This is a genomic window from Chryseobacterium sp. A301 (genome assembly GCF_054489425.1).
In genome coordinates, this window is sequence record NZ_JBTMWY010000004.1 from 102,825 (window position 1) to 116,575 (window position 13,751).

12 protein-coding genes and 1 pseudogene are annotated in these 13,751 nt (G+C 40.4%); 2 read left to right on the forward strand and 11 right to left on the reverse strand.

The window, feature by feature from the left end:
- The first annotated feature begins 166 nt into the window (after nucleotides 1-166).
- Nucleotides 167-715, forward strand: coding sequence for a MepB family protein (locus ACX3PU_RS08215; protein WP_459084523.1), 549 nt, complete (start codon nucleotides 167-169; stop codon nucleotides 713-715).
- Between the two features lie 139 nt (nucleotides 716-854).
- Here ACX3PU_RS08215 and ACX3PU_RS08220 read toward each other — a convergent pair whose 3' ends face one another.
- Nucleotides 855-3,065, reverse strand: a complete 2,211-nt coding sequence (locus ACX3PU_RS08220) for a glycoside hydrolase family 3 C-terminal domain-containing protein (protein WP_459084524.1) — start codon at nucleotides 3,063-3,065, stop codon at nucleotides 855-857.
- Nucleotides 3,066-3,356: 291 nt separating this feature from the next.
- On the opposite strand from ACX3PU_RS08220, the gene ACX3PU_RS08225 reads away from it, so the two are divergent.
- Nucleotides 3,357-4,079 (forward strand): MBL fold metallo-hydrolase, encoded by a 723-nt coding sequence (locus ACX3PU_RS08225; protein ID WP_459084525.1) that lies wholly within the window; start codon nucleotides 3,357-3,359, stop codon nucleotides 4,077-4,079.
- Nucleotides 4,080-4,122: 43 nt separating this feature from the next.
- Here the strand turns inward: ACX3PU_RS08225 and ACX3PU_RS08230 are convergent, their stop codons facing one another.
- From ACX3PU_RS08230 to ACX3PU_RS08275, 10 genes and pseudogenes are all read right to left on the reverse strand, one after another.
- Nucleotides 4,123-5,346 (reverse strand): PepSY-associated TM helix domain-containing protein, encoded by a 1,224-nt coding sequence (locus ACX3PU_RS08230; RefSeq protein WP_459084526.1) that lies wholly within the window; start codon nucleotides 5,344-5,346, stop codon nucleotides 4,123-4,125.
- Between the two features lie 103 nt (nucleotides 5,347-5,449).
- A complete protein-coding gene (locus ACX3PU_RS08235) occupies nucleotides 5,450-7,585 on the reverse strand; it encodes a TonB-dependent siderophore receptor (RefSeq protein ID WP_459084527.1) in 2,136 nt (711 codons plus the stop codon).
- 265 nt (nucleotides 7,586-7,850) lie between these two features.
- Entirely contained in the window at nucleotides 7,851-8,417 is a 567-nt protein-coding gene (locus ACX3PU_RS08240; RefSeq protein ID WP_459084528.1) for an SCO family protein, read from the reverse strand.
- A gap of 3 nt (nucleotides 8,418-8,420) precedes the next feature.
- Nucleotides 8,421-9,257, reverse strand: coding sequence for a formylglycine-generating enzyme family protein (locus tag ACX3PU_RS08245; RefSeq protein ID WP_459084529.1), 837 nt, complete (start codon nucleotides 9,255-9,257; stop codon nucleotides 8,421-8,423).
- Nucleotides 9,258-9,312: 55 nt separating this feature from the next.
- Nucleotides 9,313-10,335, reverse strand: a pseudogene (gene nirK / locus ACX3PU_RS08250) (copper-containing nitrite reductase); the annotation flags it as partial.
- Nucleotides 10,336-10,429: 94 nt separating this feature from the next.
- A complete protein-coding gene (locus ACX3PU_RS08255; protein ID WP_459084530.1) occupies nucleotides 10,430-10,747 on the reverse strand; it encodes a metal-sulfur cluster assembly factor in 318 nt (105 codons plus the stop codon).
- Nucleotides 10,744-12,012 (reverse strand): hypothetical protein, encoded by a 1,269-nt coding sequence (locus ACX3PU_RS08260; RefSeq protein ID WP_459084531.1) that lies wholly within the window; start codon nucleotides 12,010-12,012, stop codon nucleotides 10,744-10,746. The genes ACX3PU_RS08255 and ACX3PU_RS08260 overlap by 4 nt, the downstream gene beginning before the upstream one ends.
- On the reverse strand, nucleotides 11,999-12,877 hold the full coding sequence (locus ACX3PU_RS08265) for a DUF2249 domain-containing protein (RefSeq protein ID WP_459084532.1): 879 nt from the start codon (nucleotides 12,875-12,877) through the stop codon (nucleotides 11,999-12,001). Before ACX3PU_RS08265 ends, ACX3PU_RS08260 begins: the two co-directional genes overlap by 14 nt.
- 9 nt (nucleotides 12,878-12,886) lie before the next feature.
- Entirely contained in the window at nucleotides 12,887-13,372 is a 486-nt protein-coding gene (locus ACX3PU_RS08270; RefSeq protein WP_459084533.1) for a hemerythrin domain-containing protein, read from the reverse strand.
- 57 nt (nucleotides 13,373-13,429) lie between these two features.
- Nucleotides 13,430-13,750 carry a DUF2249 domain-containing protein gene (locus ACX3PU_RS08275; protein ID WP_459084534.1) on the reverse strand — a complete coding sequence of 107 codons (321 nt, stop codon included), beginning with the start codon at nucleotides 13,748-13,750 and terminating at the stop codon, nucleotides 13,430-13,432.
- Nucleotide 13,751: the final 1 nt, after the last annotated feature.

Genomic DNA, 13,751 nt, shown 5'->3' on the forward strand with positions numbered 1-13,751 from the left:
ATTTGGGCAATTGGCTTAATGGGAAGTTTGTTTATATTTGGGATGATTTGCCAATTCTGAAAACGAAGCTCAATTTGGTCCCAGACTCGCTGTTGTACTGGAACGTTAGAGGTTATTTCAAAAACATCGAAACACATTACAAACGAACAAAATTTCAACAAGAAGTATGACTACAAAAGACGTATTGACTATCATAAATTCATTTCATAGCGATTTAAAGGTTGCGAAAGAATTGGTTTATGATAATTGTGGTTTTGACTTGACCGACCCAAAGTTGAATCCCGAAAGTGCAGAATACGGAGCTTGTTCATTTGTACTCAACGGAAAGACAATTCAACATCGTGTTTCTAAGATAACACCAACAAAAACGGGGCAGTTTGTGACAATGTGGAGAAGAAATAAAGACGGAATAACGGCACCATTTGACATATCAGATGACTTAGATTTTATAATTATCACATCAAAAAATGCTGATAAATTTGGACAGTTTATTTTTCCCAAATCCGTTTTGGTGGACAAAGGAATAATAACAAATAATGGCAAAGAGGGAAAACGTGGAATTAGAGTTTATCCCCCCTGGGACAATCCGACAAATAAACAAGCACAAAAAACTCAAAGTTGGCAGACAAAGTATTTTTTGACAATTAAAAACCACAATTTAACAGACTTTAATCTTACAAAAAAACTATTCAGCCAAACAGATGAAAATGATTAGCAAAAATCGACGGACAGAAAAATACGATTGGTTAACAGCACTTACCCTAATGAATTTTGTATCTAGCACAGTTAACAAAAGTAAAAAAAAACCAGCCTATTACAGCTGGTCCAATTGATATGAAATTGTGAAATGATTTTTATTTTAGATCAAATTTGACTTCCGAACGAATGTCTTTGGAAGAAGCACCGATAAGTGCCTTGAAGGCTCCTGGTTCTGCGACCCATTCGTGTTTTTTATCATCAAAAAAGCTAAGTGCGGATTTGTCAAGCGTGAAAGTGATAGTTTTTTGCTCACCAGGTTGAAGTTCCACTTTTTCAAAACCTTTTAATTCCTTGATAGGGCGGGGTAGTGAGGATTTAAGGTCCGAAATGTATAACTGTACAATTTCCGATCCTGCTCTTTGTCCTGTGTTTTTCACTGTGGTCGTGATGGTAAAGGTATCGTTTTGAGTTAAGCTTTTCTTGTCAATGCTGGCATTACCATATTGGAATTTTGTATAACTAAGTCCATGTCCAAAAGGGAATAGAGGTTCGATATGCTCTTTGTCGTGCCATCTGTACCCTACAAACAGACCTTCGTTGTACTGAATTGTATCGTCTCCAGGGAATTCCCCTAGTGCATGCGCTGAATTGTCAGATAATTTTACGGGGAAACTAAAGGGCAGTTTACCGCTTGGGTTTACATCGCCGAAAAGAACGGAGGCTAGAGCATTTCCTGCTTCCGTACCTAAAAACCATCCTTGTACAATAGAGTTCACTTCATTTACCCACGGCATAGCCACTGCGTTCCCAGAGATATTTACATATACCAGATTCTTATTTGCTTTGGCAAGTTTCGCAAGAAGTTCGTTTTGCCCATAAGGCAGTTCTAGCTCTTTGCGGTCAAACCCTTCACTGTCTTGATAATCGCTTTTGTTAAGTCCACCAATGAAAATAACCACGTCAGATTCTTTTGCCAAATCGATTGCTTCTTTAGTTAGTTGTTCTACAGAGCGGTCGTCCTTTAGGTTTTGCCCTGAAACCACGCCGTTGTAATCTCCAGTTGGATCTCCTACGTAGCCACGAGCATAGGTTACTGTAGCATTCGAGCCTACACGGTTTTTGATTCCGTCCAGTGGGAGAACTTCGTATTTTACTTTAAGTGAAGAGCTTCCTCCTCCTACGGTCATCATTTTGATTGCATTTTCCCCAATGACGGCAATTTTTTTGGAGGATTTTAGATCTAGTGGCAAAAGGTTGTTCTTGTTTTTCAAAAGTACGATTCCTTCCTCAGCAATTTTCTTACTTGCCTCAGCATGCTCCTCTGTACCAAAAGATCCGAAAGGTTTGTCTTGGTCCATGGTGGTTTTAAAGGACAGTCTAAGGACATTTCTCACTTTCGTATCCAATTGTTCTGTGCCCACTTTTCCTGATTTTATTAAATCAAGGTAAGGTTTTGCGAGGTAATAATTATCGTATGCATTGGTTTGTCCCATGGTAAGACCGTCAGTCCAAGTTCCAAATTCAAGGTCAAGACCGTTGTAAATTGCTTCTTTTGTATCGTGAGCTCCGCCCCAGTCTGCGACCACTGCCCCTTTGTAATTCCATTCATTTCTTAGAATGTCAATCAGAAGGTATTTGTTGTGGGAAGCGTGTTGTCCCTTGTATTTATTGTATGCCCCCATAATCGTCCAGGAATCTCCCTCTTGAACAGCCGCTTTAAAGGCAGGAAGGTAGATTTCATAAAGAGCTCTGTCGCTTACAATGACATCGTATCCGTGGCGATTGGTTTCTTGATTGTTAAGGGCAAAATGTTTTACACTTGTGGCTACGCCGTTCGACTGTACCCCTTTAATGTAAGGAACCACCATTTGGGAAGCTAGAAAAGGGTCTTCGCCTAGGTATTCAAAATTTCTACCGTTCAAAGGCGTACGGTAAATGTTTACCCCAGGCCCTAACAAAACGTCTTTTTTACGGTAACGAGCTTCTTCCCCCAGGGATTTTCCATAAAGCAAAGAAAGGTCTTTATTCCACCCTGCGGCAAGGGCGGTTAAGGCAGGAAACGCAATGCATGAATCGGTGGTCCAACCTGCTTGTTCCCATTCGTCCCATAAAACTTCCGGACGAATTCCGTGGGGACCGTCCGTCATCCATAGCTCTGGAATGCCTAGGCGTGGCACGCCCGCAGAACTAAATTTGGATTGGGCATGAATGATGCCAATTTTTTCTTCAAGTGTCATTCTTGAGAGCGCATCTTCTACACGTTTTTCGATAGGTTGCGAGGAATCTAGGTAAATTGCAGATTGCTGTGCACCAACACCTACTAAGAGTCCGACCGCAAAGCATAGCGTCAATAATCGTTGTTTCATGAAATTATCGTTAAAAAGTTTGAGTGTCAATAAATTTAAAAAGTTTTAATGTCTAATTTTGAGATATTAAAGATATAAAATATTAAGATATAAAATGGTAAATATTATTTTATTGATAATCAGTAGTATATGAGGTTTTTGAACGGTAGCTTTGAGCTGAATACATCACAGGACAGTCGAGTTTTGCAGATTTGTTCCAAAAGCGGTTCAAATCGAAAGCGTATCGCTTTCGCTTAGGATCAAAAATTCGTTGTAAATTGCAAATACGTACGCTAAAAATAGTTTAAACGAATGCAGATTATCCCCTTACTTCTAGGCCACTTTCATGTGGATTCAAATGGCGAATTTTCTATTTTAAGTTCGAGTTCTCCAAGTTCTGGACTTAGGATGGCAGTCCAGCCTTTTTTAATTAGAACAAAGCTCGATTTAATTCTTATTGATTTGAGGGTGCAATTGCAGGATTCTTCCCAGTCTCTACTTCTGCAAGCGTTTGAAACGCAGGGCATCGATCCGAGTGAAGTGACCAAAGTCTTACTTTCTCATTTGCATAAAGATCACGTAATGGGTCTAGGGCACTTTGCCCATGGAGAATTTGAGATGCACTTCAAAAAGGCCGATATTTATGTGTCAAGAGGCGATTTAGAGAATGCACTTCAAAGTAAGGACAGTACTTCGTATATTTTACCTTTATTAGAAGCTCTAAAGGAATCAGACCAAGTTCGGTTTTTAGAAGAACCAAAAGGTTGGATCACTAAAGAAATCTATTATGAGATTTCAGGGGGGCATACGCAGTATCATCAAGAATTTTGGATCGTTTCTTCCTCACAAATCGTTTTTTACGGCGGAGACAATTTGCCTCAGTATAGCTATTGGAGACGCAAAGTCGCGTACAAGTCCGATTACGATGGGAAAACCGCGAGCGAACTGCGAGAAAAATGGAAAACGCAAGCCTATGAAAAGAATTGGACAGTTCTTTTCTATCACGATTTAAAAAAGCCCGTCGTATCCCTTTGAAAATAAGGTTTCCAAAGGGAGGGTATATTCTTGCTAAAGTTTGTTAAACTGGAGAATCGTTCGTACGTTTCTTCTTTTTGGTTCGACCCCGCCACACGAGAAACCCGGTAATGGGCAGACTCGCACAAACCAAACTTGAAATTAGGGCAAGAATTTTCCCAAAGACCCCAAGGATAGCACCCACGTGGATGTCATAATTGGCGGCAATGTATTTTTCTCCTAAGTTGCGCGTTTCATATGGTCGATTTAGTAGCAAACGCCCTGAATTTTTATCGAAGAAAACTTCACTGTAATTGTAATATTTTTGCGCGTACCCTCGAACATAAACTGCTAGGTTATTCTCTGGATCTTCATGATCATAAGGGTGCTCATGACCTAAATCGAAGGAGTAGGCACTTGCATGGGGATAGAGCTCGTCGATCTGGCTTACCACTCGATCAAAGACATGTTCTGTGTTTGCTAAAGGTTTATCAGGGGATTTTAAATGAGCGTTATCTGGATACACTGTGCTGCCGCCTGAAAACGCGAAATACAGTGCAGCTTGAATAAAATAAAAGCTGTAAAATAAACCTGTGATGGTGACAATAAGGGCGATAAACGATGCGTAAAATCCTAAAATACTGTGTAGGTCGTAGTTTTTACGTCGCCAGTTTTTAATGTTTTTCCACTGAAACCAAAACCGCTGCTTACGTGCGGCTTTGTTTTTGGGCCACCATAATATAATGCCGGAAATAAGCATAAACAAAAAACAGATAACGGGGATTCCGACCACATATTTACCCCAATCAGAATTAAGCATATAGCTCCAATGGATGGACTTTACAATGGCGAAGAAGTTCATTTTCTCATCCTGCACGGAAAGTACCTTGCCAGAATAAGGGTTGATATAGACGGATTTGTATATAGGGTATTCCTCAAAATAGTTCCATGCCTCGGGATCGCGTTCAAAATAGAAAAATTTGTAGGATTTGCTTTTGTCAATTGGAATTTCCACCCAGTGCAGAGGGTAGGGTTCTGCCACTTGGATGTCAATTTGACGTTCTAATGCAGCAATTGGAAGTGGTTTCTTTGTTTCGTAGTTTTCTTCCCCGTGGTAAGTGATCTCTTTTCTTTGAGCTTTTTCGAAGTCTTCTTTAAAAACATAGAGCGCTCCGGTAAGGCTTATAATCACGATTAAGACTCCTATCGTCAGACCGAAGTAGAGATGCAGGCGTTTGATCGTGGATTTAAATCGACTTTTTGTCTTTTTGGGTGCTCGAGGATTCATGGGTTTTTGATTTTGGAAGAGAGGAAAAGAGTTTTAGAATAAAGTTGAGTTTTAAAAAATTCTGGATGGATAGACCATCCAGAACAAACGTGAAAATTAAAACCTAGAAGTTAAACCCTAACGAAAGGGAGAGCGTTCTTAGTTTTTGGGGGCTAACCGTACTCCATCCTGAATAGTAGTGCTTGTTAGTTAGGTTGTCTAGCTTTAGAGCTATGCTATAGCGATTTGGAAAATAACCTACCATTGCGTTTAAGACGGTATAGCTAGGTAGAGTAAATCTTCCCGTGGTGGTGCGATTTAAGGTGTGCTGCTCGCTTGCGTAATTCAACCCTGCGCCAAACGATAGGTTTTGGAGAGTTCCGGATGGGATTTTATAGTGGGCCCATAAATTCGCAAGAATCTTAGGTCCAGCTTCCTCGGGGCGTTGATTGTCATAGGATGGATCGCCACTTAATTGAGTTGCGTAGTTTTTACTCAGGCCGGCAATAAAGCTCAATCCTTCGATTGGATTCCCTACTGCGCTTAATTCGAATCCTTCGCTTAAGACTTCTCCTCCTTGAATGGAGTTGTTGATGTTTTCAGGATCAGTCATTATTTTGTTACTTACATTAATATGGTAGTAACTTAACGTAAGGGAAAGTTTGTTCTTGACCAGGTTTGCTTTTGCACCTACCTCCCATTGGTTTGCACGTTCGGGATCAAATATTTTTAGAGTAGGAGTGCCTCCACCAGCTGCAGTGACTTTCACAGGCGCCAAATATTGAAATCCGTTCATGTAGTTGGCAAAAAGAGAAAGTGAGCCCAGAATGGGTTGATAGACCACACCTAACTTAGGGGAAAATGAGGTTTGGTTTTCGATTTTGTCCTCTGACCACTGGGTTGGTTTTCCACTAAAGTTATCTACGCGAAGGGAAACCATTGCAGAAAGCTTAGGTGTCAAATTTAGTACATTTGAAAAGTAAAGACTTTTAATGTTTGTTTTTGCCTGTGCAGGGACTACCTTCGCATTAGCAAGGGCTTGATCGGCACCTTGTGTGGTTAAAATGCCCGTGTCTGTTTGGTTTTTTAACGAAATAGTTCCATATCCTACCCATTCGGAGTCGTTGTTGATTACATTAGTCCCTAGGTAATCAAGTCCTACGACTAGGCGGTTTCGCATGGTGCCAATAGAAAAATCTCCAATGAAATTTTGCTGAATTCCTGTAGCCAAAGTCTCACTGTTTGCCTTGGAAACAAGTCGGCTAAATTCATCCCCGTTGGAACTGTCCCATAAATAATGATAGTACCCAAGAGCTTTGCTCGAACTAGAGGAAACGAGCGTTTGCGAGGTCCAGCTCGGAGATAGTTTATAAATCATCTGGCTCTGAATATTAAAGCTTGGATTTTCAGTCGTCAAATTATTGCTTGTGTAAGATTTTTTATAATTCTTTTCAAATAAGTCCATGGAATGAAACGAAAGTGGTGCATTTCGATTTAAAAAGATCATCGGTGCATTCGCACCTTTGTTGCTTTTAAATTCCGTGTTGACTAGGAAAGTCAGGCGCTCATTTGCTTTGTATTTTAAAGAAGGTGCAATGAAAAAGGAGCGAGTAAATCCTGCATCTTGAAATGAATTCTCTTGGTGGTACGCGGTGTTTACGCGTAGAAACAAACCGTGTGAAATTGGAGTGTTGACATCGGCAGTAACGCGGTGAAGGGCGTTAGTCCCTGTAATGTAATTGATGTTTCCTTTGAAGTGATCTTCGGGCTTTTTGGTTTGTATGTTTATTAATCCCCCGTAGGAAACAAGACTTCCCCCGTAGAGCGTCCCAGAGGGTCCTTTGATTACATCGATGTTTTCAATGTTCTGTGGGTCTAGTCCTCCGTTGTTAAAACTTGCCATTCCGTTCACAAGACGAGATTGTGTTGAAAACCCGCGCATGGTGTAATATTCGGCTCCGTCGCCACCACGCGAAGTGCTTTCCCAAAGACGCGTGATTCCGGTGGCATTTGAGAGAACGCTCTTAAAATTGGTTGCCACCTGGTCTCTAAGAATAACTTTTGGAATGCTGATGTAGACTTGTGGATTTTCAATATCTTTTAGATTAAGCTTTGAAACTGCAAATGCATTTTCATTTTTGTAGGTTTTGGTTTGGTTGATAATGACCTCTGTAATGTCTTGAACCTGAGTTGTATCTACGTTTTGGGCATGCCATTGAGTGGCAAGCAAAAGGAAAGCGGGTAGGATTAATTTTCGCATAAAGCTGTATCGTTTTTTTATTTCGGGAGCAAATTTAGATATTAATTAGAATTATTCTAAATTAAAATAAGAAAACTTTCGATAGGTTTTATTTAATTTTTTATTACATTTAAAGTATTATTGATTATGTAAATTGATTTTAATTATTGTAATGATGAAATCAATAAAGTGTTGTACAAAAAAACAACTCTTAGTAGATACTAAGAGTTGCTTCTGAAAAAAATGAAAAAAACGAGTTATTGACTCGGTTGGGTGTACGAGTGAATTACAATGAATTCACTGCACTTATAACTTTATCGTGCTGCACGGTTCCTTCTACTTGATTCACTAAAACTCCATTTTTGTCAAAGACACTTATAATGTTTGAGTGAGAGAATTCCATCGGAGAAATTTTCTTGTATTTCACAGCGAGCACATTTGCTAGGTTTCGGAGACTTTCCTTATCACTGACTAAAAACTGCCAAGGTTCTTGATCCATTTTTTGGGTCTTTGCGAATTCTTTCAGTACCTCTGGACTGTCGTTGTCCGGATCAATGGAAATCAAAACCATCGAAGTTGATTCCTGATGTTTAGCATCTATTCCATTGTATATCTTTTTCATGTCTGCAATAAGGATGGGACAGGCAGTGGTACAAGAGGTGAAGATCATGGCTACCACCATATTTTTGCCTTTCAATTGTTCTAATTTCAAGGTCTCACCGTTTTGATTTTGCCACTCTGAGTCTAGTAAAAATACAGAATTGGACTCAGGCTCTAGCTTAGAATCGGATGCTCCTGTGTCTTTGCACGCTAGTAATAAAAAGGGGATGAGGAGTATAAGTAGGGTTCTCATAATTTAAGGTTTTAAGTCTTTCGCACATCGAAAGCCTAGGTTTGCAATTGAATAATCTGCTTTTAGACTTGCGCGAAACGCGTAGCGCATAAAAGCGGCGTAGTTTAATACATCTGCGGCGGAGGTAGCTGCACCGGCGCAGAAAAGTCCTTTGTCATCATACGATCCTTTTCTTGAATCGGAGGTGGTCATGATGGAATTGTAATCACTGGTCCATTCCCAGACAAGATCAAATACATTATAAACTCCGTGGTAATTCGGACGGGTTTTTTTGACTTCTCCTTTTTCACGGAACTTTTGATTGTAGAGTTCGATTAAATGTTCAGAGTACCCCGGTTTGGATCTCGCATTTTTTGTGGTTTCATCTGCCATAGCCACATATTCCCATTCGTCTAATGTAGGTAGTCGCTTGTTAGCGCTCTTCGCATATGCTGAAGCTGCAAACCAAGAAACATAAACCACGGGAGATTTGGGGTGGGTGTTTTTGGGTAGAGTTAAGTCGTCGGGCCAATCTTTAAGATAATCTTCATCCGCAAAAAGAGCTTTGACTTGGCTTTTTCTCCACTGTGGATTTTTTTTAACAAACTCGAGGTATTCCTCATGGGTGACAGCTCGCTCGTCAATCAGAAAGTCTTGCACTTCCACTAGTGTGGAATCAGCTCCGTAAAAAGGCTCTAGAAATCCTCCCTCTATTTTGACCATTTTTACCTCGGGGTTTATTCCTTGGGTTTGGGTTGCAGCACTGATTTCAGTAGCTTCTTTTTGCAAGGGTTTATGGCAGGAGATAAAGACAAATGAGAAACCCATTAGCAAAAAGCTCCATTTTGTAATTGTTTTCATTGGGTTTCTCATTTGGGATTAATTTGATATTAGAGTAAGTTTATTGTACTTTATGAAATACCTTTTGGTTTTCTTCTCCTGTCACGATCAGTTTTCCAATTGCACCTTTGTTAAACGCTCTAAAGATAGAGTGGTCTACAAGTACATATTCGCCAGGAACTTCCACTTTGAATTCTACGATAGCGGCACCCCCAGCTGGAATGACTGTCGTTTGAACATTTTCATTGATTCTAGATCCGCCCTCCATATACACTCTATCGAAGATCTCTCCAATCACGTGGAATGAACTCACTAGGTTTGGTCCTGCGTTTCCTACGAAAAGTCTTACAGTTTCTCCTACTTTTGCTTGTAGTGCGTTAGGACCCATTAGTGCATTTTTCTTTCCGTTGAAAACGACGTATGTTGGGTTTTCGTCTAGACCTTTGTCTTGGTCAAAGTCTTGCAGTCCTTTCTCGTCTGTTTTCCCAGTCGTATAGAATTCACTTTGCATAATGTAGTACTCACGGTCTACTTCACTAAGTCCACCAGCAGGTTCTACAAGTACAAGTCCATACATTCCGTTCGCAATGTGCATTGGGACAGGAGCCATCGCACAGTGGTATACGAATAGTCCAGGTTGAAGCGCTTTGAAATTAAAGATCGCTGTTTTCCCTGGTGCTACGTTGGTAGCTTCTGCTCCACCTCCAGGTCCATTGACAGCATGAAGGTCAATGTTGTGTGGCATTACACTGTTGCTGGCATTTTTAAGATGCAGCTCCACTTCGTCTCCGACTCTTAATCGAATAAAAGTTCCTGGAACAGTGTTGTTGAAGGTCCAGAATTTGTAAGTAACTCCGTCCGCTAGTTCCCCTTCAATTTCGGTTGCCTCTAGGTGGACTACCACCTTTTTAGCCTCACGATCTCCTACAGGAGCAGGAAGGGAAGGAGGGTTAGTGATTGCCTGCGTTTCTGGAGCTCCGGTCGCTTTGATTTCGATCGCTTCAGTCGCAGTCATTTGGTTTGCGTCTTTCGCAATGTTTTGTTTGCAGGCCACAAATAATAGGGCGCTTGCACTGAGTAATAATACTGTCTTTTTCATAACGTTTAATTTAATAGGACAAATTTATCTGATTTAAATCGAATTGTAAAATTTTTAGGTATGACTTTTGTCATTTGGTGTGAAAAGTAGGGGGTTAGCGGTTGTTTAGCTCCTCACGGCCTTGGTCTGAAACGAACTCGAAATTCCATGCAGGCTCAAAGGTTAATTCGATTTCAATTTCCTCGCCTGGGAACTCGGCTTCGAGTGCATTGACAACTCCGGTTTTGATGGCATCCCCCATGGGGCAAAAGCGTGAAGTAAGAGTCATGAGTACATGCACGGTGTTAGGAGCAAAAGTGATGTCATAAACAAGTCCTAAATCTACAATGTTGACATTAAGTTCAGGGTCGATTACATCATAGAGAGCATTCATGGCTCGTTCGTCTTTAGGTAAGGTGGTTTGAGAACTCATGAGTGGGTTGTTTTTATTAAATGGTTAAAGAGTTTGCTTACGTTTACGAGATAAATTCCAGCGACACTAACCCATAGGATTAGTCCCAGTTGTATTACCCAATGGGTTTGGAAAAGTATCCCCAAACTTAGTACAGTAAGGGCTGCAAGATAAAGAATAAATTGAAATTTTACTAGCTTCTCACTATAGAGGGTTTTAGGAAGCGGAATGTTCTTTTTGCCCGATAAATGTTTATACTTTGAGTTCCAAACAATGAACGGTAGGGTCTTGAATGTTTTGCCTAAAATAATGCCAGTAATCCAGCCCATAAATAGGAGCGTGCCGTATAGAACTGTAACGGAAGTCGAACTTGTCAAGTAAATGACTGGAATCAATAATAGCGAGAGCAGTAAAACCATCATGGAGACGAAAGTATGCTTCATGAGCAGTTCTATTTTTTTTCGAAGTCTGTTTTTAAAAGCATCGTAGAGATAAAGCATCCACAGAATAACTCCCGAAAGGGTAAGCGCTGCATAGAGCACAACTCTTAGGGTAATTCCAAAAAAGAACCCATCCACTAAGAAGAGGACTAAGGCCAAATTTTGCAATACAAAACTGCCTACTAAGAAGCGCTCCTTTTGTGATTTCCCAAGCAAAAACATAGGAACGAGTTTCGTGCTTACGCCGGTTATAAGTTGTAAGAACCAACCACCAAGGCCTGCGTGAGCATGCAATTTAAGAAAGTCTAAGTGATTGCTCGAAATATAGGGGAATGCCAGGTTGTAAGCGAGTAACACTCCGACACTGGTTGTAAAGACAAGCCAAAAGGCGGAGCTTGCCATAAAAAGACGCTGAATGGAATAGGTTTTACAAAGCGATGCTGTTTTCAAAACATTGATGAGGTATAGCACCGCAGCGACTACCACCAGAGTACCACCAGAAACCATGAGCCAGCCAGTATACATATGCCAAAAGCTGCATACCAAAATTAGAAGGCCCATAAGAAGTAGAGCCCAGGAACTAAGAGCTAGTTTTTCACTAAAAAGGCTTCTTTCACAAATGACCGGTAAGAGTTGATAGGAGGCGCCAAAGATGATCATGGTTCCCCATCCTAGTGCGGCCATATGCACAATGGCAAGGATATAAGCAGAAAAATAATGTCCAAGAAAAGCGCTGGAGGAGAACAGCATCATTACACAAAGCGTTAGGAAGCATAAGGCTCCTGAAATGTAAAAGGGTGCGATTGCTACATTTTTGGGCGCTTTTGCAATGTTAATGTTTGCCATGAGAAGGAATGAAAATCATTTGAATGTCCGTTTCTGATTTTTGAAGTACATGCACCTTGAAATTTTGTCCGCTTAATTCTTCAAGTAAATAGATAGGAATACGCTTGTGGTAAACAAAAAGCAAATGGGTCGGAGGAAGTTCTTTTAATTCACGAAGAATAGCTTCCATGGGACCTGGCATTTCAAGCGAACGAACGTCGATCTGCTTTTGTCTAGAAAGGGGGGTATCTGCTAAAAGTGCTTCAAACGATTCGGGAGAATGAAACGTTAGATTCTCATTTGAATCGGGCGCATCTGTTTGAGGGGTAGAGGCACTCTTGTTCTCATTGGCATTCGAAAGACCTTCCGATTGCTTTAGAAAGTAAGTATAGAAAAGTTCTTTCGACTTTGTTTCTACGTAAGCGTCTTGGGCCTTATGCTGCTTTAATAGATGAATTAAAGGAGTAGGAATAAATTTATTAATGACACACAGGATTTCTCCTGGGGCAATGGTTTTGAATTTGCCTAGAATTTCTTTTAAGGGATCACTTCCGTTTTCAATTATATCTCGAACATCAAAAAGAGTGATTTCCTTTTCGCTCGCAGCGAGTAGCCATTGGGGTTTTTGCGTGCTTTCGCTCGCTTGTTCTGAATCTCCTAAGTCCAGTTCGAAACCCAAGGGCAGCAAGGCTGCTTTAAAAGCTTCTAAACTTACATTTCCCATTTTGCTCGCTTCCAAGATTGTGACTCTCGAGGCCATTATTTTTCGAAGTATGGGGTTTTTAAGCCTAGTTAAAGGTTTGGAAAGAGAAGCGATTGCCTCGATCGCTTTGGGATCGAGGGCTATCACTTCTGTTATTTTTGTTGAAGGTAGAATTACTTTCATTTTTTGACTTTATTTTTTTTCGATTTCCCAAAAGGGGTCGTCGTAATTCTCCTCAGCATTATGCTCCTCTTGGTCAAGGATTTTACCAATTCGAATCAGATCCTTAGGATGGAGAGATTTTTCAAGCCAAGGGAAAAGTTCTCTTTCTTCGTACCGGGTATGCGAGTGCACTAGACCGGCCAATTCTTGAATTCTTTCACTTGGATCCTGAGTAGAGTTTGCAATTTCCTCGACGAGCCATTTAATTTCTTTATGCTCGTGCAAAGCCCGATTCACTAAGGAATCCGTGGTATCAGTAAATAGAAGATCTTCTTCCGTTTTAAAATGGGGTACTATGTGATTTTCATAAAACCACAAGACATACCTCGAAAGTCTTTCTACTTCGATTCCTTTTTTTGCACCCGATCTTAATTTCCAACAAAAAAGAAGCGTCGCGTGATGCTCTCTTGAAATGGGTACAAGGTTCGAGTTTCTCCTAATAGGTCCCTCAATCATATGGATAAATTTTACGTTAAAATTAAGGATTTATATTGGTAAAATAGAGTGAGTTGTTTAATCTGCACATTTAAATTGTACCGCTTTGTCCTTTAATAGCTGAGCTTTCTTTAAATCCGCCTCTTTGTCATTTGATGGATCCTCACTATTTTTAAGTGCCATTCTCACTTTAAACCATTCTGGACCTTTTTCAAGGTATTCCCAAGTGAAAATATCCCCGCGTTCGGCAAGTAGTTCGTAATAGAGTGGTTTAGGATCATGGTCGTTTTCAATCACAAGTGTGTCACCTCCCGTCAACTTATCAAAATATTGAAATACTGTAGGGTGTTTTTCTCGTGGTGCAAGTTGGGTAACGTCTAATACTTTTTCTGTTGACATA

Bases quoted from the DNA above. Each gene is read 5' to 3' on its own strand.
- ACX3PU_RS08215 (WP_459084523.1), top strand. From the start codon at position 167: ATGACTACAAAAGACGTATTGACTATCATAAATTCATTTCATAGCGAT.
- ACX3PU_RS08220 (WP_459084524.1), bottom strand. From the start codon at position 3,065: ATGAAACAACGATTATTGACGCTATGCTTTGCGGTCGGACTCTTAGTA.
- ACX3PU_RS08225 (WP_459084525.1), top strand. From the start codon at position 3,357: ATGCAGATTATCCCCTTACTTCTAGGCCACTTTCATGTGGATTCAAAT.
- ACX3PU_RS08230 (WP_459084526.1), bottom strand. From the start codon at position 5,346: ATGAATCCTCGAGCACCCAAAAAGACAAAAAGTCGATTTAAATCCACG.
- ACX3PU_RS08235 (WP_459084527.1), bottom strand. From the start codon at position 7,585: ATGCGAAAATTAATCCTACCCGCTTTCCTTTTGCTTGCCACTCAATGG.
- ACX3PU_RS08240 (WP_459084528.1), bottom strand. From the start codon at position 8,417: ATGAGAACCCTACTTATACTCCTCATCCCCTTTTTATTACTAGCGTGC.
- ACX3PU_RS08245 (WP_459084529.1), bottom strand. From the start codon at position 9,257: ATGAAAACAATTACAAAATGGAGCTTTTTGCTAATGGGTTTCTCATTT.
- ACX3PU_RS08255 (WP_459084530.1), bottom strand. From the start codon at position 10,747: ATGAGTTCTCAAACCACCTTACCTAAAGACGAACGAGCCATGAATGCT.
- ACX3PU_RS08260 (WP_459084531.1), bottom strand. From the start codon at position 12,012: ATGGCAAACATTAACATTGCAAAAGCGCCCAAAAATGTAGCAATCGCA.
- ACX3PU_RS08265 (WP_459084532.1), bottom strand. From the start codon at position 12,877: ATGAAAGTAATTCTACCTTCAACAAAAATAACAGAAGTGATAGCCCTC.
- ACX3PU_RS08270 (WP_459084533.1), bottom strand. From the start codon at position 13,372: ATGATTGAGGGACCTATTAGGAGAAACTCGAACCTTGTACCCATTTCA.
- ACX3PU_RS08275 (WP_459084534.1), bottom strand. From the start codon at position 13,750: ATGTCAACAGAAAAAGTATTAGACGTTACCCAACTTGCACCACGAGAA.